Origin of the sequence: Segniliparus rotundus DSM 44985, assembly GCF_000092825.1 — a bacterium.
GTDB classification, from domain to species: Bacteria; Actinomycetota; Actinomycetes; order Mycobacteriales; family Mycobacteriaceae; genus Segniliparus; species Segniliparus rotundus.
The window spans coordinates 1,286,521-1,308,843 of record NC_014168.1 but is presented as its reverse complement, the minus strand read 5'-3'; the positions used below and the strand labels follow the sequence as shown (position 1 = coordinate 1,308,843).

General features: G+C 63.0%; 17 protein-coding genes, 1 tRNA gene and 1 pseudogene. 10 read left to right on the top strand and 9 right to left on the bottom strand.

Annotated elements, in window-relative coordinates; translation table 11 throughout:
- Positions 1-135 precede the first annotated feature (135 nt).
- Together SROT_RS16465 and SROT_RS17055 are read right to left on the bottom strand one after the other, a co-directional pair.
- Positions 136-1,524, bottom strand: coding sequence for an FAD-dependent oxidoreductase (locus tag SROT_RS16465; RefSeq protein ID WP_245535391.1), 1,389 nt, complete (start codon positions 1,522-1,524; stop codon positions 136-138).
- 378 nt (positions 1,525-1,902) lie between these two features.
- Positions 1,903-2,177, bottom strand: a pseudogene (locus SROT_RS17055) (integrase core domain-containing protein); the annotation flags it as partial.
- A 352-nt stretch (positions 2,178-2,529) separates the two neighbouring features.
- Between SROT_RS17055 and SROT_RS17050 the strand changes: the two are divergent.
- Complete coding sequence (locus SROT_RS17050; protein WP_245535375.1) at positions 2,530-2,988, top strand: transposase; 459 nt, start codon at positions 2,530-2,532, stop codon at positions 2,986-2,988.
- Between the two features lie 242 nt (positions 2,989-3,230).
- A complete protein-coding gene (locus tag SROT_RS17045; protein WP_049773320.1) occupies positions 3,231-3,656 on the top strand; it encodes a tyrosine-type recombinase/integrase in 426 nt (141 codons plus the stop codon).
- 21 nt (positions 3,657-3,677) lie between these two features.
- On the opposite strand, the gene SROT_RS06630 is transcribed toward SROT_RS17045, so the two are convergent.
- Both SROT_RS06630 and SROT_RS16455 read right to left on the bottom strand, forming a co-directional pair.
- Positions 3,678-3,751, bottom strand: a tRNA-Pro gene (locus tag SROT_RS06630).
- Positions 3,752-4,314: 563 nt separating this feature from the next.
- Positions 4,315-6,336 (bottom strand): hypothetical protein, encoded by a 2,022-nt coding sequence (locus SROT_RS16455; RefSeq protein WP_013138247.1) that lies wholly within the window; start codon positions 6,334-6,336, stop codon positions 4,315-4,317.
- 713 nt (positions 6,337-7,049) lie between these two features.
- On the opposite strand from SROT_RS16455, the gene SROT_RS06615 reads away from it, so the two are divergent.
- The 5 genes from SROT_RS06615 to SROT_RS06595 all read left to right on the top strand — a co-directional run bounded on the left by SROT_RS06615 (position 7,050) and on the right by SROT_RS06595 (position 10,449).
- A complete protein-coding gene (locus SROT_RS06615) occupies positions 7,050-7,319 on the top strand; it encodes a hypothetical protein (protein ID WP_013138246.1) in 270 nt (89 codons plus the stop codon).
- On the top strand, positions 7,316-7,609 hold the full coding sequence (locus SROT_RS06610; RefSeq protein WP_013138245.1) for a hypothetical protein: 294 nt from the start codon (positions 7,316-7,318) through the stop codon (positions 7,607-7,609). The genes SROT_RS06615 and SROT_RS06610 overlap by 4 nt, the downstream gene beginning before the upstream one ends.
- Positions 7,606-9,414 carry an alpha/beta hydrolase gene (locus tag SROT_RS06605; RefSeq protein WP_013138244.1) on the top strand — a complete coding sequence of 603 codons (1,809 nt, stop codon included), beginning with the start codon at positions 7,606-7,608 and terminating at the stop codon, positions 9,412-9,414. Before SROT_RS06610 ends, SROT_RS06605 begins: the two co-directional genes overlap by 4 nt.
- A 121-nt stretch (positions 9,415-9,535) precedes the next feature.
- Positions 9,536-10,075, top strand: coding sequence for a hypothetical protein (locus SROT_RS06600; protein ID WP_041407755.1), 540 nt, complete (start codon positions 9,536-9,538; stop codon positions 10,073-10,075).
- Between the two features lie 80 nt (positions 10,076-10,155).
- On the top strand, positions 10,156-10,449 hold the full coding sequence (locus tag SROT_RS06595; RefSeq protein WP_013138242.1) for a hypothetical protein: 294 nt from the start codon (positions 10,156-10,158) through the stop codon (positions 10,447-10,449).
- Positions 10,450-10,917: 468 nt separating this feature from the next.
- On the opposite strand, the gene SROT_RS06590 is transcribed toward SROT_RS06595, so the two are convergent.
- Entirely contained in the window at positions 10,918-11,400 is a 483-nt protein-coding gene (locus SROT_RS06590) for a VOC family protein (protein ID WP_013138241.1), read from the bottom strand.
- Positions 11,401-11,418: 18 nt separating this feature from the next.
- Here SROT_RS06590 and SROT_RS06585 point away from each other — a divergent pair, with 18 nt between their 5' ends.
- The gene (locus SROT_RS06585; RefSeq protein WP_148223369.1) at positions 11,419-12,240 is read left to right on the top strand and encodes a helix-turn-helix domain-containing protein; all 822 of its coding nucleotides are present in this window, start codon (positions 11,419-11,421) and stop codon (positions 12,238-12,240) included.
- 129 nt (positions 12,241-12,369) lie between these two features.
- Here the strand turns inward: SROT_RS06585 and SROT_RS06580 are convergent, their stop codons facing one another.
- Positions 12,370-14,688, bottom strand: coding sequence for a transketolase-like TK C-terminal-containing protein (locus SROT_RS06580; RefSeq protein WP_013138239.1), 2,319 nt, complete (start codon positions 14,686-14,688; stop codon positions 12,370-12,372).
- 195 nt (positions 14,689-14,883) lie between these two features.
- Here SROT_RS06580 and SROT_RS06575 point away from each other — a divergent pair, with 195 nt between their 5' ends.
- Both SROT_RS06575 and SROT_RS06570 read left to right on the top strand, forming a co-directional pair.
- Positions 14,884-15,393, top strand: a complete 510-nt coding sequence (locus tag SROT_RS06575; protein ID WP_013138238.1) for an Lrp/AsnC family transcriptional regulator — start codon at positions 14,884-14,886, stop codon at positions 15,391-15,393.
- Between the two features lie 361 nt (positions 15,394-15,754).
- Positions 15,755-16,576, top strand: coding sequence for a siderophore-interacting protein (locus SROT_RS06570; protein ID WP_013138237.1), 822 nt, complete (start codon positions 15,755-15,757; stop codon positions 16,574-16,576).
- 20 nt (positions 16,577-16,596) lie between these two features.
- Here the strand turns inward: SROT_RS06570 and SROT_RS06565 are convergent, their stop codons facing one another.
- From SROT_RS06565 to SROT_RS06555, 3 genes are all read right to left on the bottom strand, one after another.
- Positions 16,597-17,538, bottom strand: coding sequence for a methionyl-tRNA formyltransferase (locus tag SROT_RS06565; RefSeq protein WP_013138236.1), 942 nt, complete (start codon positions 17,536-17,538; stop codon positions 16,597-16,599).
- A 207-nt stretch (positions 17,539-17,745) separates the two neighbouring features.
- The gene (locus SROT_RS06560) at positions 17,746-19,041 is read right to left on the bottom strand and encodes a SidA/IucD/PvdA family monooxygenase (protein ID WP_013138235.1); all 1,296 of its coding nucleotides are present in this window, start codon (positions 19,039-19,041) and stop codon (positions 17,746-17,748) included.
- Positions 19,038-22,190, bottom strand: coding sequence for a non-ribosomal peptide synthetase (locus SROT_RS06555; protein ID WP_013138234.1), 3,153 nt, complete (start codon positions 22,188-22,190; stop codon positions 19,038-19,040). Before SROT_RS06555 ends, SROT_RS06560 begins: the two co-directional genes overlap by 4 nt.
- Positions 22,191-22,323: the final 133 nt, after the last annotated feature.

Genomic DNA, 22,323 nt, shown 5'->3' with positions numbered 1-22,323 from the left:
TGGATCGAGACCTTCTACAACCCCATCAGACGACACGCCAGCCTCCGAGACCTCTCCCAAGCTGAGTATGAGACCCTGCCCCCTGCCGCAGCGAGTGTGGCATGATCCAACAACCAACCCATCCGGAAAACCGGATCAGGCCCCTTCCTCGGTCTGAGTACCGAGGCACTTGCGTGCTAACACGCCCGCGACAGCGCTTATAACACGGGGGTGTAACAAAACCGCTGGGGAACGGGTCAGTTGCGTCGCCTGAAGGAATCGTCGGTAGACGTGCGGCCGGCCGGGAATGGCGCGGAGGAGCTGGTCTGTGTACCAGTGGATCAGCCGCGTAGTGAGATTCTGCTGCTCGGGAGTCCACCGAAGATCGGTGCTGGTCGTCAACATCCAGGGCACGCGGATCGCACGGGCAGCTCGTCGATGAAAATTTCTCGCCAGCCCGGACAGGTCATCAGATTTCCGCTTACGCAAGAGCTTGTCCAGGAGGTCTGCCTCGATCGCCGCGACCGTCATGCCTTGCCCGTAAACGGGATTGAAGGTACAGTACGCATCTCCCATCACGATCAGCCGCTCAGGCCAGTAGGACATGCGGTGAAAAAGCGTCCAGGTGTTGTTGCAATTAATCATGCGGTAGATGGGGCCGAGTGTTGCTGCCTCCGTGAGTGCCGCGTGGATCCCTGGATGCTGGAGCGATTGGGCATAGGAGTAGAAGGCTTCTGAGTTGTTGGGCGGTAGTTCTCCGTCAGCGCCGAGCAGGGTCAGCAGTTGCTGGCCGCCCTCGACTGTAATGGCAGTTCCACCACGACGTGTCCAAGGAGCAAAAGTTAACTGCGCGTCAGCGCGCACGCACCCGCCCACCGATGCAGAAGGCTTGATCAACCGTGAGCTGTAAGACATTCGACCGTTAACCCGCAGCGAGCGAGGTGTCCCATACCCGGCGCGCTCCAGCCAGTCCGATATGGTGGAGGTGCGGCCTGTCGAGCAGATGACTAGACGCGCTTCGACGCACTCTGATGGAGACGCAGCATCACAGAGAGGTTTAGTAGGTGTGATCCGTACCCCAATTAATTGAGCAGATTGCTCGTTCCACACCAGATCATCCACATGCCAGCCGCTTCGGAGCGTGACTTGGGGCAGGGCAAGGACGCGTCGCCGCACGTGTCTTTCCAGAGTGCCCCGTGTAACCATCTGCACATGGATCCCAGTGGCCGCCCTGGGAGCCAATCCGGTCGGGAAGAGATAGAAAGGATCCTTACCGAAGTCGATGATCGGAGCGCCCTCTGAAACGAGTTCTGCTTGCAGTCCGGGGAACAGCCGCTCGAAGATGTCGGCACCTCTTTTGAGCATACCGTGCGGGTGGCGAGCTTGCGGTACGCTTCGCCGGTAGTCAGTATCGGACGTGATCTCGTCTTGTTCGACGATGACGACACGAGTGAAGTGGTCTGCCAGTACCCGGGCGGCGAGAAGCCCCGCCATCCCGCTGCCAACGACTAACGCTTGCGTGCTCTGCCCGCAGCCTTGATACATAACCACGCTACCGCTTCTCCTATCTGGTTCTGCGCTGAAGTGGCCAACTAAATAATTCCCAAAAACTGGCCCTCTCCGCTGGTTGGCGACTCCGTGCCTAACAGAAATATTGGCGAGACAACAACTTACGGGCAAGGCGTTTACACACTTCAACGATGCCGGGAACTACGATGACTTACATTTGTGTAGAGATATTTTTCAGCTCGAACTGAATCGAATCTGAAAACTTTCCGCTGTCCACTGATTTGCTTCTTCTGGACATTATTTCATTATATGATATTCATCATACAACGCCCTGAAAATGATATCAACTACCTCCTGCTTGTCCGAACGCATGGGTCTGCTGGGGTTTTGGTTTCCATGTGGGGTTTCGGGTTTTCAGGCGGCCTGGTGACTAGTTTGCCGTGTCTCATGTTCGATAGGGGTGAGTCGCCCGAGGGCACCCAGATCGCGACGGCGGTGGTAGGTCTTTTCTGTCCAAGTGATGATCGCGAGGCGCAGCTCGTCCCTGCTGGCCCAGCGTTGGCTGTTGAGCACGTTCTTCTGCAGTAGGGAGAAGAACGACTCCATCGCGGCGTTGTCGGCGCAGGACCCGACCCTGCCCACGGCCCGGCCAAGCCGTGGGCGGCGAAGGCCCGGACGAACTTGGTGGATCCGGCGTTGAGCGCGTGTGCCTTGCCGCACCGACGGGCCGTACTGGTCTGTGTTCGTGTTGCGCCGCGAGCGGTCCAAGGCGCGCTGGCGGTCACGGACCCGCTTAGCGGCCCGTTGTTGCGCGAAGGCGCAGACGATCTGGGCGACCGCCAACTCGCTGGGCCGGTCGTGCTGGAAGGAAGCAACGGCCAGGTCGGACACGTTCGCATCCACCCCGCCGCCCCGCGCTCCCGAGAGCGCCTTTTCCCTGGTCTTTCACCATGCCGTTCAATCCCTCGATATGGGGCCTGACCCGGTTTCTCGGACACTAACGCTGGCAGGATGGATGTCCTGTCAGCGGAAGGAATCCCGATGCCTGTCGCGCATCCCGAGGAGTTCCGCCGTCGTGCGGTGGGGCTGGCTCGAACGAGTGGGCAGCCGATCTCGAAGATCTCGAAGGGTTTGGGGATCAACGAGCAGACGCTGCGGACCTGGCTGGCGAGGGCCGAGGTCGAGGAGGGCAAACGCGAGGGCCTGACGAGCGACGAGCGCAAGGAGCTGGTCGAATTGCGCCGCCGAAACCGCGTCTTGGAGATGGAATTGGAGATCGTCAAGAAGGCGTCGGCGTATTTCGCGAGGGAGAACATCCTCCCAAAATTAAGGTTCCGGCTGGTCCGAGAGCTGGCCGACGACGGTGTGCCCGTCGCGGCGGCCTGCCGGGTCCTGGGTGTGTCCCGCTCGGGGCATTACGAGCAGCTCGTCCGTCCCCCGAGCCTGCGCGAGGTCGCGGACGAGTCTTTGACCAGGACGATCCGCGAGCCCTGGCGCTAGAAGACTGGGACACGCTCACCGGGCTTGCGGCCAAACTCGTAGCCCGCTCATGGGGCAAATATGAGGGCTGGGGCGATGCCGTGATCGCGGAGGCTTGCACCGCGACCAGGATCGGCGAGATCAGCGGATGCCGCGCCCAGGACATCAACACTGAGACGTGGATCTGGAAGGTACGACGCCATAAAACACCGTCACCAGGCGGGTTAGAGGACAAAGGCACCAAGGGCAAGAGATAGCGCGATGTGCCGATCATCGAAGACGTGCGCCCGATCTTCCTCAAACACCTTGAACGCGTGAACTACCGGCCCGACGCACGGTTGTTCGTCGGCCCGCGCGGCGGTCGCATCACCACGGCCACCTTGCGCGACGCAACGCACTGGGACGAGGTTGTCACAGAACTCGGATACGAGCACCTGACGCGCCACGACCTACGGCACACCGGCCTGACATGGCTTGCAGACGCAGGGGTCAAGCCGCACGATCTCCGTCAGATCGCCGGGCACGCGAACCTCGCCACCACGCAGCTCTACATCCATCCCGACCGTAGGAACGTCACCGAGGCTGGCGACATGCTCACCGCGCACTTGCAGGCAGCCAAACACGAGGTGAACGGCTCGCAGAGGCCAAGCCACGCGAAGAGCGCCCGCGCGCTGCACGCCGTTCAATGACGGCGCGTTTCCGACAAGATGTCGGGCTGACAGGATTTGAACCTGCGACCCTCTGACCCCCAGTCAGATGCGCTACCAAGCTGCGCCACAGCCCGCTTCGGACGATGCGCCCGAGCGGCAACACTGTACCAGGCGAGCGCGCAACATCCCAACCCACGAGGCGGTCAAAATCGGGTTTGGTCCGCAATTGGTCCGCAACTTCCCGGTATCTTGAGGAAGAAACCAAGGCTGACGTGCTCGCGAATCGACAAGGCTGCCGCCTAGACTACTTGACTGGGGGTCAGAGGGTCGCAGGTTCAAATCCTGTCAGCCCGACGCAGTTGGGAGGCGTTTCCGCCTTTGTGCGGAAAGCATATACGGGCCGCTTGGGGACCACTAGCGCACTTGACCGCCGAAACTGTGCGCTAGCCGAAATCACAGAACCGGCCACGCACAGGATCTGGGGACTGTTTTTTGCCGCTTGTAAGGCGATCGCACGGCATCTGGAATTTGTGTGGTCCATTTGCTTGGACCACGCTGATGCTCCTGGGAACGAAACTTCGCTCGGACTAGATCGTCTTCAGCTGGCATGCTTATCCAACAGCAACCAGATAATCGAGATCTTCTTTAAGACTCAGGCGCGAGCACATCTCGGAGGCCCCCTGTCTCAAGATATGGCTTATCCCTTCCGCAACCGTCCCGAAAGCCTAGATTTGATGACCGAGTGCTCAGATGCAAGTCCGAATAGCGAGGCAGTAAGCGCCCCGTCGCTCATAAAGCCCTCACGAAGCTCACCCTCAGTGAGACCTTGCTCTTCTGCGAGCGCGAGAATCTGCCCTACTCGACATGCCATCGCCGTCTTGTAGACGACCTGGACTGCCTTCCTGGCGTCAGCATGTTGCGGCGGCGCGGTATGTTCGATCCAATATTTCTCAACATCCTCTAGAAGAGGAAACCTCGGATCAATCATGATCTTACCGAGCTGCCCCGTCTTACCGGGTAAGTACTTCACGCCTATACGTGGACGCGCATTGATCTCTTCATCATCGAATGAGTCTGCATCAAAATGGCACTCTGGAATTGACACAAACCCATCTCGCGTATCTCCGTCCTCGTCACCATCCTGATGACCAATCGCGCTCGATCCATTGTTACCGCCGTGCTTCGATCCATTGATTCCACCACCGCCTCCGCCTCGCCTTCTGCCCATAGTCCCACCAGATCCGTTGCCGTTCGTTGTACCTGCCACCTGGCCATTCGCGCGGGGGAACCAGATCACGCGCTTGAACATTTTCATGAATGGTTGTGCAACTTTATCGACTATGTCTTGATCAATGTCCTCATGATCATCCGGGATCGACTTTTCGACTGCCTCTATGACGAACCCTGGCATGTTATCGATGAACGTCTGCTCCCAAACAGCCCAAGGCAGATCACGTCCCGAAGCGGTGGCCGAAGTAGGCTGCACGTAGTTGAGTGAGGTGCGTGACGATGCCGGGAAAACACCTCCGAGCGGGTCATTGATCCCATCCGCTTCACGAGGTTCAATAATTATAGAAAGCCGGCGATACACCTTGGCCGATGAGATGGCAAACTTCTGATAGTCACGCGCAGATTCACGCCGATGATACAGCTCATTTTTGTACAAAACTGAAATACCAGGCTTCTCGGCTCCGCGACGGCCTCCACCTTTCTGGACTGCATCGGGGTGGATAAGATTCACTAAGATCCTACCCCCATCTGGCAGTGGTATAGCAGCCGACTGAGACTTGGCCTTCCGCGACAGAGTCCCAGCCATCAATAGGCCCGTGGGCCGGACTGGCTCATTGAAAATCCGATCGTTGGGCCCGGGTTCTGAGCCATCGAGCGCAGATCGATTTACCCGGTCGCGCCGACGTCCTGCCCAAGCTTCCACGTCACTGGAGCGAGGGTCCTCGTACCGAATTTCTACGTTAGGCGGATGCGCGTAATATCTATGTGTCAGGTAGTTGGGTCCGGTATGGGTCTTCCAATTACCCTCTGGGCCCAGGAACGTGTGCTCCTGACCAGTGTTCCCAAGAAACAGGAACATCGTCCCCGTACCGATTTCGCCAGCTTCGCCAAGAGGGCGGCCGAGCCATTCCGGGCGGTCCGAGACGAACTCCGGAAACAGGTCGGCCGGAGCAACCTCATTCAATAAAGGCTTCCCATTGTCTTCCCATCGCAACGTCGCAGCTTCGTAGTAGCCCAGCGCGACCGACCGATCCGGTACAAACCGAAGCCACATAAGCCGCCCCTCGGGGAACTCCTTGGTCCAACTCGCCACAATGACCCCGGCCCTGTTCCACGGCAGCGTGGAGACGCGAGCACCCATAGCGAAGTTGCCATGCAGGTCACCGGCGGACTGATTCTTGGAATCGAGGTCGAGCAGACCGGCCATGTAATCCACCATCCGTTCGCCCATACCGCTGCCGTTGTCGTAATAGACCATCCTGTAGCGTTGCGGACGGATCTTAAAGGTATAGCCTTCCGGGAGATCCCCGACCGCCCAGTCAGGTGCGGCACTCGGCCAATGGATACCTAGCTGAATCTTGGTTGCGCCGGCTTCGAGGCCGTTCTGGACCAGCTCCCGTAAGAATTGCGTTTCATCGCCTTCGCGATAGCTACGTTCGATCAGAACTGCGCCCGCCCGCGCGCCATCGGCTGAAATAGCCCTCGCCATAATGTGCTCCTCATTCTGCCATTGCCTGCCGGTTCAGGGCCCGCTGTAGCGTGGTCGCAGCAACTCGACTATGCGTGATCTGTTTTGGACAACTCGACCATAGCATGAAATAGATCACATTTACCACTAGTATTGATATATCGCTTCAGGCTCCGAAGAAACCACGCAAGAAAACACGGACCCCTTGGTCGAAACCATCTGTCATGAATGGCTAATGGGGCGGACCGTAAAGACTGCGCCCGACACGTCGCCCCCCAGCAACCCACGCTTTATCGGCGACTTACTTCCGCCGCGCCCCGAGCCAGCGATGGCCACCACTCTCGATTCTGGGGACCAATTGGGGATCACACGTTACGCGCGATGCTGAACGACCCGCTCCCCCACGAACGCTATGCATAGCTAGAAATAGGCTTCCATCAGCACAAACGCCTAAAATCGATGTACTGGGGGCCAAGGGGTCGCAGGTTCAAATCCTGTCAGCCCGACGCAGTTGGGAGGGGTTTCCGCCTCCCACAAGGAGTGTTGGGGGATCTTTTGGGGAACAGGATGGCAAGTATCTACCACCAGGGAATAAACCTGGGCCAGGCGACCTCTAGAGAAGAGCCCGATAATTGCATTTGCCTTCAGGCCGTGCCCGTGCTCTGAGCACGGTATTGTCGTGGCAATGACGCGGTGGCCTTTTTCGGGCCGAAGAAAATAGGAGCGTGCTAGGCATGGGGTATTACGGTCGGCGTGAGGACGTGGGCGCGCGGGTAATGCGGTTCGACTACATGGAACGCATAAACGAGGAGGAGGCCGACCAGCACGCGACGGCGCGGCAACGAGTTGAGGCGTATAAGAGGAGCTTGCCGCCGATTGAGCCGGATCGGACGGTGAAGGCCCAGGACGGCTCCGAGGTGAAGGTGTACCGGGGCTCGAAGGCCCGCGAGATCGTTGAGCGCCAGAGAGAGGCGTACCGGATCAGCCAGGAGGGCGCGCGGTGAAACTGGACATCGAGAAGGCCCGTCAGGCTGGGCGGGACGTTTTGACGGCTGCGGACGAGTTGCGCTCCGACCCGGTACCCGACTCGCTGCGATCCGGCTCGCAGCGCTTGCGGGGCCTGTCGTTGTCGGACGCGCTGAACGACGCGGCCACCGGCTACGAGGACTTCTTGAAGCGTTTCGGCAACGAGCTGGAATGGCTCGGCAACGCGGTCGTTTCCGCCGCCGACCAGGTTGAGCAGACCGACGAGGCCGCGAAGGCGTCTATCAAGCAGTTGGGGATTCCAGGATGAGCGGCACGCTCACCCGCGCCCTGCTGGAAGCGATGGACCCGTCCGCGCTCGGAGAGATCGCGTCCGCGATGCGGACGCGGGCGGGGAAGATCGAGCCGGAGGAGGCCCAATTCCCGCACCGGCTGCGCTTCCCCGCAGGCGGGGACGAGTGGACCGGGCAGGCCTCCGACGCGCTCCAGGCGCGATCCACGACCACCGGGCGAATCTACGGGGAGAACCACGCGCGACTGATCGACACGGCGGGCCAGCTAGAACAGGCCGAGGGGTTCATCGGCGGCTCCCGGAACACGCTGCTGCAACTGATCGAGGGCGTGGAGAAAGACTCGATCACATTGCAGACCAACGACGGGCTGTTTTGGCCGTGTGGGGAGCCGTTCACTGTCGCGGACGACTTCACGGTGAAGGTCAAACCCCTACCCACCGGCTACCCCCAGCAGATCTTCGACGCGGTGAACCTGCTCGCCGCCGAACTCGACATAGACGTGAAGAACCTCGTCCGACAGCTCGAAGAGCTCAGCGACACCTGGGCAGGGAAAATCAAACAAGCCTTGGACCTCTCCAAACTCGCCTTGAACACCAAAGGCCAGCCCTTCGAGCCCTACGACCCCAGCAAAACCGCCCACGAACAAGCCAAGGCCATCGCGGCGGGCAGCATGGACATACCCAGCGACCCCAAGCAACTGCACGACCTGTGGGAACAGCTCTCCCCCAAGGAGAAGGACGACATCTACGAACGCCACCACGACATCGGCAACCACGGCGGCATCCCCTTCGACCCCCCAGGCGACCACCGGGGCCGCAGCTACTACAACGAGCGGCATTTAGGCGAAATCACCGAGCAGAAACAACAGCAGTTGGACGAGCTGCGCCGACAAGAGCCGCCTGGACCGCCTCACTTCGGCGGGAAGACTTTCGGGGAGTACCAGAAGGACTACGCGGACTGGAAGAACAAATGCACCGACCTACAAAACGCGGTAAATGGCTACCACAATGTGCGCGACACCCTCGACCGAAGCAGCCAAGACGGAAGACCCCGATTCCTCGGCTTCATCGATAACAAGGACCATGCGGAAATTTCCATCTACAACCCGGACTACGCGTTGAAGCACGGCACCCTCGTCCCAGGCACCTTCTCCGACCTGACACAAGCTGGGGATTACGACCAAAAAGCGCGAGCGATAATGCAGGCAGCTGTAGACGCATCTCACGGGCAGCTGAAAGAAAACCAGCTCTCGATGACAGAGTTCTTGAACTACGACCGGCCGATGACCATCAGCGGGATCGAAGGCAAAGGCCCGTGGGCCGGCGACCCAGACCCCGCCCTCAACGGCGCGAAGGCGCTCGACGACTTGCAAGCGGGGATTCGCGCCTCCCACGACGACGCAGCAGCGGGTGGACGCTCCTACAACACCGTGTTCGGCCACTCCTACGGAACCGTCGAGGTCGGCGCCGCCGCCACCCATGGCAACCACTTGGACGCCGACGCGGTGGCGCTGCTGGCGAGCCCCGGTGTGTTAGCGGACAGTGCGCACGGCCTCTCACTGGCCCCCAAAGCGGAGGTGTTCGTCGGCAAGGGCGATTGGGATCCGATCGATGTCGCGAACATCGCGGGAGACCTGCTCGATACTGTTGGCCTCACCGATTCTGTGGGCCTGGGGGTCAGTCCGACCGAATGGGCTGACGCTCACCAGATGGACGGAGGCACCGGAGATCACGATAGCTACTGGAAGCCGGACAACCCCGCAATGAAAAATATGGGACACATCTTGATCGGAGACAATAGTCATGTCACCCCGAGTCACTAAGGCTTGGACGAGAGGAGCGGCACTGTTGCTCGCGGTGACCTTCTCCGCGAGCGGGTGCGACCGGATATCCCAATTCACCGAACAGGGTGAACGCCCTCCGCCCAACGTGAAAGGAGCCCCGATGGAGCCCATGCCGACGACGACGCAGCAAGCGCAGGACGCGGTGTACCGCTACTACGTCAAGACGCTCCAAGCGCTACCAGACGGCTATGCCCTCGACAACTCACGCTACGGCGGTTCAAGCGTGACAGTGATCCCGTGCAGCGATCACGGGAGCCTCAACAACCATAACGATCCTGCCAGATACACGGACGCGCGGACCATCCTCACGCCGCCCGGAACCAACAACCTCGACCTTGTGGCAAAGATCGGGGACATCTGGAAAAACTGGGGATGGCGCGTCGAAAAGGACCGCGAAGGCTTCAACAAGCCAAACCGTTTCGCCACCGCGCCAGACGGCTATGAACTCCAAGTTGAATCAGACGCGCAGTATCCGGTGATGCTTAAGGGCAGTTCGCCATGTTTCAAAGGCGACAAAACTCGTGGTGACTTCATACCGTCCCCAACGATCATCACTCGCGATGGCGAGCAATACCAGGCGCAGAAGCCCGTGACGACCCCTGGTGTTTCGGAGACTCCGAGCAAAGCCTTCAACTGGTGATCAGGCGATGGTTCGAAAGCCCGCCTTTGGAAGAACGTCCGGCAAGGGCTAAGACACTGTTTCAGTGGGCAGTATGGCTCGTGATCGCCAGCAGCATCCTCAGCTACTGCACGTGTTTCAGCCTGCTCGGAGACCGCGACTACTGGGCGCTCAGCCCCGATGACTACGAGTCCCGGAGGGAAGGGGCGGTGCTCGTCATGCAGATCATCGGGATCAGCTCATGCGCGCTCCTTATCGGAGCGACCGTGTGCGCCATAGCTTCAGTTCGCCTTCGCGGGCTACGACGAGCGAGCATCGCCGTCTCGATCATCCAATGCGCAGCGCTCGTGTCTGCGTATTTCACCATGGTTCTGCTCTTCATAGGCGCCAATTAGACCCGACATTCCGGTCGTAGCGCATCGACATCGCGCTTCTTCCGCTGGGGACCAGTTGGGGACCACACGATCTGAGCGATGCCGAACGACCTGCTCGCCCCTGAACGTCTCTCATCGCCAAAAATTCCCTTTGAACAGCAATAACGGCTAAAATCAATGCACTGGGGGTCAAGGGGTCGCAGGTTCAAATCCTGTCAGCCCGACGCAGGTCACGATCTATTTTCGTGACCCTGGAGTTGATTTTTTCCTCTCGTACCCCAACGTGTGTCCCAACCCGCTCCACGGAACCGCAGATGAGCGGCAACGCCCGCGGTTCCGCTGGAGCGTCGGTGTGGTCCGCACATGGCTGAGCGAGACAACTGCAGAGGCCGGGAGATCGCCCTGAGGACCCGTCGCGTCACCGCAATCACCAGGGAGCAGCAGACGGCCAAGAAGCATGCCTGCTGGACCATTGGATCTGATATGGACTCATGCGTTGTGTGCGACCCATTCGTCGATCCGGCGTTTTGCCTCTGCTGGGTCCACATCTTCGACCCTGGTCATGACCGCCCATCGGTGCCCGAACGGATCGAGCAACGCGGCGAACCTGTCGCCGGTGACGAAGGTGGACGGCTCGGCGAACGGCGCCGCTCCGCTCGCGACCGCGCGGGCGAAGACGGCGTCCGCGTCGGGGACATAGATCGCGTATGAGTGGTTCACCTCGCGACCGCCGTCAGGCGCCGCCAAGTCATGTGATGGCGCTGGATCGGACAACTGCAGTCGACCAGCTCCGAAGTCGAGCTCGGCATGGGCGACGGTGCCGTCTGGATTGCCGGTGATGTCGACGACTGTCGCGCCGAACACCTCCTGGTAGAAGGTGATCGCATCGCAAGCTGGGGAGACGACCAGGAATGGGGTGATGGCGGTGTAGCCCTGGGGGCGAAAATGCGGTGTGCGGGACATGTCTGCCATTCTTGCTAGCCTGGGCCGGTGCCGTCTTGGACGAATCCGCCACCTCCTGCTGGCGTGTTGCGACCGGAGAACGCGGGGGCGGTGTTCGAGCTGCGCACGGCGCCGCCGCCCGAGCGCTTGGCGCGTTATATCGACTGGTTCTGGTCGGCGCGCTGGGATCTGCGCGTCCCGCAACCCTGGCCTGCCCATGTGATTTCCTACCCGTCTGTGCATGTGACCGCTGAGGCAGGAGCTGCCCGCTACGGACAGGCGATGCCGGCAGAGCTGGTCCATGGTGTGGTCACCCGACGGTTCGACATCGACCTGTCCGGCACGGGGTACAGCTATGGGATCCGATTCGCCCCCGGCGCTTTCACAGCACTGACCGGCAAGCCTGCGCATGTGTTGACCGACCGTGTGGTGCGGCTTCGCAACCCAGCGTTGTCGGCGCTGCACGACTGCGGCGATGACGAGGCCCGCCTTGCCTCGCTGATCACTGCTGCCGACGCGCTGCGCGTGACCAAGGACGACGGCCACCTCGACCAAGTGGCCGCGCTTGTCGCGGACATTCGCAGCTCACCGGTGACCGCGGTGGCCCAGATCGCCGTGCGGCACGCGCTGAGCGAACGGAGCGTGCAGCGTTTGCTCCGCACGTATGTGGGCGTGGGCGCGCAATGGATGATCCGCCGGTGCCGCTTGCACGACGCCCTCGCGGAGATGCACGAAAACCCCGTGCTGCAGCTCGCCGAACTCGCGACACGCCTGGGCTGGTACGACCAAGCCCACTTCACCCGAGATTTCACCGCAGCCACAGGAACCAGCCCCCACGCCTACCTGACGCGAGATGTGCGGCCAGCCTGAGCGGGCCGAGCACAAGCTCCAGCGGTGCTGGGACGCGGGGAACCGCGCACTCCTTTTCCCGGGCAAACACGCTAACGCGAGCGCGCACAAAAACTCAGCCAGACCAACCCGCCTCGCGGTTGGACCCGGTCACTGCACCAAGTCCAGGGCTGCGCGCACGATGCTCTCAGCGTCGATGCCGTGGTATTTGTACACTGCGTCCAAGGATCCGGCCTGACCGAATCGGCTGACGCCCAGCGATTTCACCGGAACACGGTGAAGCGTGGCCAAAAAGGCCAGCGTGTGGGGATGCCCGTCGAGAACGGTGACCATCGGCGCGGCCCGCTCGGCTGGGAAGATCTGGTCGAGGATCCACGACGGGGCCTCGCCGAGCCCGTGGCGCGCCTGCAACGCCTCGTACAACAGTCCCGGGCTGGTGACGCACACGACCTCGGCCGCCACTCCGAGCTGCGCCAAACGGTCGGCGCCGGCCAGAGATTCGCTGACCAACGCGCCAACAGCGACAAGCGTGACGGCCGGTTTGTCGGCGTGCCTGAGGGTGTAGCCGCCTGCGACGACATGGCGGCGGCGGCGCGCACGCGCCGCGGGGTCGGCGGGGACGGCGGCGAGCTCTTGCAGCACGGGCCTGGTGGACAGGCGGAGATAGGACGAGCTGCCGCCAGGCCGCCCCAGCCGCGACAAACAGTCCATCAGCGTCCATTCGACCTCGACGGCGAAAGCCGGTTCGAAGCTGACGCAGCCTGGTTGCTCAAGTCCGATGGACGGGGTCTTGATGGACTGGTGCGCGCCGCCTTCGGCGGCCAGGGTGACCCCGGACGGCGTGCCGACCAGGATAGATTGGCCACCGGCGTAAATCCCGTAGGACCACGGTTCCAACGCGCGTTCCACGAATGGGTCGTAGAGCACGCCGATCGGGAACAAGGGTTGCCCCCACCGGCTCCAGGTGGCGCCCAGTTCGCCGATCAAGCCGACGAGGTTGGTTTCGGCGATGCCCAGCTCCATATGCTGGCCGGTGGGCTTTTCCCGCCAATGCATGATCGTTTCGCGGTCGTCGTCGAACCAGTTGCGCCGCTCGTCGATAGACCACACCCCGACCTTGTTCAACCAGCCGGCGAGGTTGGTCGACGAACTGACGTCGGGGCTGACCGTGACGACGCGTTTGGCGACTTCGGGGGCTTCGCGGACGAGGTCGAGCAGGGCGCGGCCAAGAGCGGCTTGGGTCGTCGAGACTGCGGGCGGAGTGCGGCCTAGGTCGACAGGCACGGTCGGCGGCGCGCCCAACGGCACGCTGTCGCGGCGCAACCGCGCGGCGGCGGCCGCGCACAGTCGCGCGGCAGGGCTCGCGTCTTCGAAAGAAGCCCATGGGCGGGTGGGGTCCTTGCCCAGAGTCTGGGCAAGCTCGGCGTACTGCTCCTCGCTCAACAGCGACGAGTGGTTTTGCGGATGCCCCTCGGTCGGCAGGCCGTGCCCCTTGATGGTGTAGGCGATGATGACGGTCGGTCTGGTGTCGTCGATCTGGGCGTAGGCGTCGCGCAATGTGTTCAGGTCGTGGCCGCCGAGATTGCGGATCGCCGCGATCAGCGTGGCGTCGTCGAGCCCGTCGACGAGCGCGGTGATCGCGTCGGCGCCAGGATCGCTTCCTGGCAGCCGCTCACGGAGTTCGGCGGCGGCGCAACGCAGCAGGCGTTGGTATTCCGGGTTGGGCATGTCGAGGATGCGGCGGCGCAACGCCTGCCCGCCAGGGCGGGTGAACAACTCCTCGAGGAGTCCGCCGAATCTGACCGTGATGACCTGCCAGCCAGCTGCGGAGAACATCGATTCCAGGCGTCCGGCCGCGATATTGGGAACAACGCGGTCCAGAGACTGGCGGTTCATGTCGACGATCCACACGATCTCGCCAAGATGCTGCACCGAGGGGTCCAGGATCGCTTCCCACACCGCGCCCTCGTCGAGTTCGGCGTCACCGACCAACGAGTACTGGCGGCCGACGCCGGCACTGGCGAACACGGTGTCGATGTAGCGGCGGGCGAACGCGCCCCATATGGGCGCAGTGGCGCCGATGCCCACTGATCCGGTCGAGTAGTCGACCGGATCGGGGTCTTTCGAGCGGCTGGGGTAGCTCTGCAGACCGCCGAACTCCCGCAGCGTGGTGAGGTACTTCTCGTCCAGCTCGCCCAACAAGTAGTTGATGGCGTGCAGCACCGGCGAGGCGTGCGGTTTGACCGACACCCGGTCGCCGGGTTGCAGCTGCTCGAACCAGAGGGACGTCATGATCGACACCATCGAAGCCGACGACGCTTGGTGACCGCCGACTTTCATGCCGCTCGGATTGGGACGGACCCGGTTCGCGTGATGGATCATCGCCGTCGAAAGCCACAACACCTGCTCGGCGACCTGCTCCAGCGGGTCGCCGCCGCTGGCTCGTGTGGCGTTGCCGGTGATCGTCATGGCTGCTCCTCGGTCCCTTGAGAACTCCCTCGACGGAGAACTCTCTCGACGCAGAACTGCGCTCGGCTCGGTGCGTCTTGTTCGCGGATTGTTGAGAAAAGTGCATCATTTTTCACAAATGTGAGCAACTGGTCCGAGCTTGATAGTGCATAATGCATAAATGGAGCAGATTTCACATCGATCCGGACGGGCACAATGACAAGCGCAGAGGGCGCTGACGCTCTCGACGCCCGGTTGTTGACCGCCTTGTCGCGAGAGCCGCGCGCGTCGGTGATCGCGTTGGCCGAGCAGAGCGGGGTTTCGCGCAACACCGTGCACGCCCGCCTGAACCGGTGGGATCAGCGCCGCGTGCTCTTACCGTTCGACCACCGCATCGACCCCGCATTCCTGGGATATCCGATGCGCGCGTTCATCCGCGCCCAACTGGAGCAGCAACTCTTGAGCGAAGTCTCGTCAGCGTTGTCAGAAATTGACGAAGTCATCGAGGTGCTCGGGCTCAGCGGCGGCGACGACGTGCTCATCCAAGTCGTGGCCCGCGACGCCGACGATCTTTACCGGGTCGCGGGCCAAGTCTTGGCGATTCGGGGGGTCCGGCGGACGAACACCTCGTTGGTGATGCGCGAACTGGTCGGCCGACGGACCCTTCAGTTGATCGACAAGCCCGGCGCCCTCGCCGAAGAGCGGGGCGCGTTCCGACATTCTTGAAGCGGGCGGGGCGGCCGCGTGAGCAAAAAGCGGCGCCCTTCCAGGTTCTGGCCTTTTCGACGCACGGGCTCCACGAGCGGCGGGACCGTCCCCGGGCACCTCCCGCCCTTCGCCTATCAAACCCCTGCGCTCCCCCGCGGCGCGTGCGGCACGAATCGGAACACCACCCCAGTCCAGGAAAGCGGGAGCACGCCAGAGCGCAGGGGCAAGACCTCCGTCGCGAAGTCTCAGCGGCGCTTGCTGCGATGCGGCAGGACAATAATTAGGGTATCCTTATCTTCTGCCCAGGTGCAGAGAACACGTGCTGACGAAGCGGCCCCATGGCGGCCGCTTCGCTCGACCAGGAAGGCCGCCGCGCTCGATGAACCATCCGATCAAACCGACCAGCCCGAGCGTGCTCCGGCTTTCCGTGCTGCGCAAGACGCAGATCAGCCCGAACATGCTCCGCCTGACATTCGGCGGGGCCGATCTGGACCGTTTCACCCCTTCGGGGGCGGACCAATGGTTCCGCATGTTTTTCCTGCGCGAGGGCCAGCGCGAGCTTTGGCTGCCGAGCACCGCGAGCCATCTCTGGTACGCGCAGTACCTCGCCACGAGCCAGAAGAACCGGGCGTGGGTGCGGAACTACACCGTGCGCGCGTTCCGGAACGGAGAAGCCCCGGAGATGGACGTCGACATGGTCTCGCACGGCGCGGCGGCCGATGGGGAGGAAGGCGGCCCCGCCAGCAGATGGGCGGCGCGGGTGGAGCCGGGCGATCCTGTCGGCGTCCTCGACCAGGGGCGCTATTACAACCCGCCCGCGGACGCGACGGAGCAACTGCTCGTCTCGGACGAAAGCGGCCTGCCCGCGATCATGGGCATCATAGAATCCGGCGGGAAACTGCCCACCCGTGCTTTTGTGGAGGTGCCCGACGCGGCGGACGCGCAGCCTCTGCCCAAGGGCTCGTCGCATATCGAGATCACCTGGCTGCCGAGGAAGGACCCGCACGCACGGCCAGGACAAGCCGCGCTCGAGGCGCTCAAATCCGCGTCTCGACCGGATTCGTCGTGTTACGCCTTCGCAGTGGGAGAGCAAGCGCTGGCGACCTCGGCGCGCCGTTACCTCGTGAACGAGGCGGGCCTGCCGAAATCCCGGGTCACCTTTGTGGGCTACTGGCGCTTCGGGCAAAAAGGCCACGGCTGAGTTCGCCCGAAGGCGGCGCGTCATGAAGGCGTGTCGGTGCAGTAACCGCCGCGCACAAAGAATTCTCCCGCGCTGTGCTCCTGCCCGGCCGCGTCGCGGACGCGGGTGATGAGCAGTCCGAAATTGCCTCCGCGATGCGGATCGGGGCCGCACACGACCACCCCGCCGCCTTCTTGCGCCATCACCCTGCCAGGAACGCCGCCATAGCGGGCCTGTGACACCGTCGCGGACAAGATCTCGATTTTTTCGCCACGATAATGCGAGTATGCCCGCGGGTACGGCTCGGACAGGGCACGGACGAACCGCTCGAGGTCCTCGGCCGGCCAGGACCAGTCCACACGGCTGTCGCGCTCGGAGCGCTTGTGGAAATACGTGCGCTCGTCCTTCTTCTGCGGCCGCCAGACCGCGGTCCCGGACTCTAGGGCGTCCAACGCCTCGTTGAGCGCTTCTGGAATGAGATCGAGTCCGGCGAGCACAAGCTCGGTCCCGGTGGCTCCCGGGGGGATCGGCAACGCCCGCTGCACGAGGATGTCACCGGTGTCGAGCTGCTCGTCCATCCGGTGGACGGTGAGCCCGAATTCGGTCTCACCGCTGATCAACGACCACAGAACCGGCGAGAATCCGGTGAATTTCGGCAACAGGGAGTCGTGCAGGTTCAACGTGCCGTGCGGCGGCATTTCGTACAGCTCCGGCGGCATCCAGCTGTACCAGCTGTTCACCACGATGACATCCGGATCGAATCGTTTGACGAGATCGATAGTGTCCTTGTCAGCGCGTTCCGTCACATGTGTGGGTATGCCGTGCTCGCGCGCGAGCTCTTCGACCGAATCAGACCAGATAGCCCGGTAAGAATCCTCGCTCGCCGGATGGGTGACGGCGAGCACCACCTGATGTTTCGAGTCGATGAGCGCCTGCAGAGTTTTCCGACCCCAGGTCTGATAACCGAACGACACAATACGCATCAGCAAACCCAAATCTCTCACAAGCCGACCTCGTTGTCAGGCAAGGCTACCCTACATTATCGAGGCGGAGCGAGCTGCCGGGCCTCAGGCCGACTCATGTTTCCGACGTCGCGCGACAGCCACGAACAGGCAAGACGCGACAAGCGAGCACGACGAAGGCTCGCACACACGCCGCCCCGTCACGGCATTGCCTTGCGCGGAGAATTGTCACGCTTTGGCAGCGGAGCGCAGCGACTGCCTCGGCCCCTCGCCGACGAAACCGGAGAGCACCCGGTCGGCGAGCAAGCCGAGACAACTGAGGTTGGGAAACCCTGCCCCCTGGGCCAGGCCCGCCAAACCCGGCAGGAAAAGTTTCGGTTCCATCCCCGCGATGGAAAGGTCCTGTGCGATGACCGCCTCCACTCGTTCCTTCGTCACCGGCCAGCCTGCGCTGAGCTCGACCAAATCCCGAGCCTCCTGAGTGAACAGGTCCAGGAACCACAGCGGCCGCACCCCCGTCGCGTCCACGACGAGATCGAAGCTGCGCATCACGTCCGGACCGCCTGTGTTGCGGATCATCAGATCGATCCGGCCGTCTCGGTCAACCGCGTAGGCGACCCTGCCCCGCAGATGCCCGATTCTCTCGTCCCGCAACAACTCCTCTTGGACATGCGTGGAGAAAACGCCTCGGTCCGTCCGCCGGATCACCTCGCGCCGCTCGGCGAGCGGCAACGCCTGCCACCCGGCCGGGTCGCTGTAGATCGAATTCTCGAAATAACTCTCGCCCCGGGTGTACAACGTCGGATTCGGCGAGAGGACAGTCACCACGCCGACCTCCCGGTGCTCGATGAGCTCGTTCACCACCGCCGCGGCGGTTTCCCCGCCGCCGATCACGGCGACCTGGAACGACTCGGGCAGCTCGCGCCGCACGACCAGCCCCCAGAACCGGGACACGCTGAGCACTTGCGGGTGGTCGGGCAACAACACGTGGTCCGCGCTCCCCGGCCCGGTGATCATCAACGAGTCCGCGACAACTGTTTCTTGGCCGCCGTCCGCAGTCCTGGCCCATACCCGCCAACCCCCGTCCTCGCAGGTGATGGAGGTCGCTTCGGCCCGGATCACTTCGAGTTGGGCTTTTGCGGCCGCCCATTGGAGATAGCGGGCCCAGGTCTGATGCTTCGGATTCGGCCTGCCGCGGTCGACCCAGTCCGCGAAAAGGCCGTTCTCCACAAGGTACGCCTGCCAGCTGAAACGAGCGATGGCCTCGCTCAGCGCAACGCCTTTGCCGGAGAGGAGCGTCGAGCGGTACGGGAAACCGACGTCCTTTTCCGGACTCGTCCCGAGCCGCTGCTGGCCGTCGGTCCAACCGCCTCCGTACAGCCAGTGGCCCGCGACTTCGCGGCTCTCCAAGGCCACAATCCTCGGAACGCTCTGCCCGAAAGAGCGCAGGACGCTCGCCTTCGCAGCGACTGCGACTGCCTTCGGGCCCGCGCCGATGATGGCCAATGTGCCGTGCTCTGTCATCGCTGGCTCCCAACTCCCAACGCGCGTTCAGGCGCGGTCTTCCTGGCTTGATCGACAAGTTCGGCGAGCCTGGCCACAGAAGGGGCTTCGAAAGGAGACCGGGCGTCGAGGACGACGCCGAACTCGGCCTGGATCTGCGCCACAAGCCTCGTCGCCAGCAGCGAGTGCCCGCCGAAGTCGAAAAAAGAATCGTCCACGCCGACCCGGCTGCGTTCGAGCAGTCCGCAGAAAATGGCGCACAGCCGTTTCTCGGTCAATGTCTCCGCCTCCCGGAACCGCGAAGCGGGCGCGATCTTCGGTTGGGGCAAAGCCTTCCGGTCGAGCTTGCCGTGCGCGGTGACCGGAATCTTGTCCACCACCATGAAGACGGCCGGCACCATGTGCTTGGGAAGCACGGTGGCCACCTGGGCGCGGATCTGCGCGACGTCGACCCGTTGCGATGCGGGCACCAGGTAGGCCACCAAAGACCGTCCGAGGCCGGGCAGGGCTGTCGCGACGACCACGCTGTGCTCGACCAACGGGTGCGCGGACACGGCGGAAGCCACTTCGCCGAGTTCGATTCGGAAACCGCTGACCTTGACCTGCTCGTCTCTTCGGCCAAGGAATTCGAGCACGCCGCTGTCGTCCCATCGGGCGAGGTCGCCCGTTCGGTACAGCCTGCCCGAAGAGGAAAACGGGTCTGCGACGAACCGCTCGGCCGTCAGCCCTGGATTGCCCCAGTAGCCTTGGGCGAGTTGGTTGCCGCCCAGATAGACCTCGCCCACCACGCCAGGAGGAACCAACTCCAACGAGTCGTCCAAAACGTAGACCACATTGTTGGGCAGCGGCGCGCCCACAGGGACCGCGCCCGGCCCGTGCAATTTCGGGACCGCGAACCGCGTCGCGGCGAGCACGGCTTCGGTCGGCCCGTAGAAGTTCTCCAGCGCGGCGTCGATGACAGACGCAAACCTGTCGGCGAGCTCGCCGGACAACGCTTCGCCGCCCACAGGCACTTTGCGAAGCGATTTCCACTGGCCCTTGCCCGGCACAGACAGCAAAATATTGAGCATCGACGGCACCACGTGCAGCATGGTGACCTGATGTTTGCCCATCAGATGCTCGATCTCGGCGAAATCGGCCCCTCGCCCGTTCGGCACGATGAGCCGGGCGCCCGAGGAGAGCGTGCCGAAGATGTCGAACAGGGAGGCGTCGAAGCTGACCGAGGTCACAAGAAGCGCTCGGTCCTCGTGGCCCATCCAATGCATCGCCCGGATCGTCCCGATGTAATCGGCGATGGCATCGTGCGGCACCGCGACGCCCTTGGGCTCGCCTGTCGATCCGGAGGTGTGTATGACATAGGCGAGATTCGCGGGCCGCAACGGACGAACCCGGTCCGCGTCCGTCGGATCAGACGAAGGATGCGCGTGCGCTGTGTTTTCGAGCTCGGCCAGCCTGGCGAGGTCGATGACGAGCTTGGGCTCCACCGTGCGCGTCATGCGCGCGGCGCGCTCAGCCGGATACTCCGGGTCGACCGGAAGGTACGCGCAGCCCGCTTTGAGGACGCCGAGCATGGCGATCAGGAATTCGACGGAGTTCGCGATCACGATGGCGACGATGTCGCCGGGTCCGAGCCCCCTGCCGATCAAGCAGTGGGCGAGCCTGTTCGCGCGCTCGTTCATCTGACGGTACGTGAGCTGCAGCTCCCCCGAGACCAGCGCGACCGAGTCCGGGGTTCGCGCCACTTGCTGCTCCACGAGGGACGAGAGCGTGGCCGGCGCCCGGTCCACTCGTTCTCCGGTGGACCAGCCGAGCATGCGCTCCTTGTCCTTTTGGTCGAGCAGTTCGATTTGGGCAAGCGGACGGTCGGAGCCGTCGAGGACCTGGGCGAGCAAGAGAATGTAACTGCGCATGAGATTTTCCGCCATGCTCGGGCGCGCCACCTCTGCCGCGTGGCGCAGCTCCGCGACGGCGCCGTCGCGGAGCAATCGGACCGTCAGCACCAACGGGAACCCCGCAGCCGGGCCGCACGATCCCACAGGCCTGGCGTCTGCCAGCTCCGCCGCCGCCTCGCGCATTGCGAACCCGACGCGGACCAAGCGTTCTAAGTCCTCCGTCTCCGGCGGCGTGCGGTCCGCGTCTTCGCTGAGGCGTAGGGCCTGCACGATATCGCCAAGGTCCAAGCCTTGGTGCGCGAACGCGCCCGCGCAGCATTCCTTGGTCCTCGCGACCAGCGAACGGAAGGTGTCGCACGAGGACACACGGTGCCGCAGCGGCAGGACGGAGCCGAAGTTCCCGATGGCTTGCCGCTGGGCGGGCAGGGCCCGCGTCCTCGCCGGAACGGCGATGAGGAAGTCGTCCGCGCGCGCATGGCGCCAGAGGACAGCGGCGAACGCGGCCAAAAACACGACGAACGGCTCGCAGTCCTCCTGCCGGCAGAAGTCACGGACCCGGCGCACAAGCTCTTCGGGGATTTCCGACGTGTGCCAGCCCTCAGGGGCCGCGTTCGGAGCTGCCGTCAGACGCTCCCCCGGGATCTCCACCGGCTCGGGCGGGTGGCGGAGCTTGTCACGCCAGTAGGCGAGTTCGGCCGAGAAGCGCTCTGATCTCTCGGCGTCCGCGGCGCGCGCCAATTCCAGGTACTGGGAGCCAAGCAGGGGCGGCTCTTCTCCCGCCATCAGGCGGTTGAGCTCGGTGAAAAACACACCCCATGAGTCCTCGTCCCAACAGATGCGGTGCGCGACGAAAACGACCACATGCTCGTCGTCGGCGAGGTGGAACACGCTTGTTCGCAGAAGCGGCTCGGAAGACAGGGCGAAAATATGGCCCCATTCTCGGCGCACAAGCACCTCAAGCCTGCGCTCGCAGGACTGCGGCGACATACCGGACACGTCGATTTCGGCGAAAAAGGGCGGCCGCTCTCGGTGCGAGAAGGCCACCGGGCTCCCGCCTGGACCTATGTCGTAGGTCGTGCGGAGAATCTCGTGGCGACGCGTCACTTCGGCGACGGCCGAGCGCAGCGCCCCGACGTCCAGCGGGCCTGAAAGGCGATAACTCCGGCAGCTGTTCAGGGCCGGGCTGCCAGGGGTTCGCTCATGGACGAGCCAGATCCGTCGCTGAAAGCTCGGGAGTGGACGACTGCCCGCCTCTGGCGAGGCATGGGGCTCATACATGGCAAGGCTCCTCAGAGCTCGACGAAGAAAAACCGCGGGGCAATGCCGCTGCACACCAACGTGAACAGAAGTAAGTATAGGGTAGCCTAACAAAGGCTGGACGGACGGGCCACTATCGTCCGCCCCGCAGAAT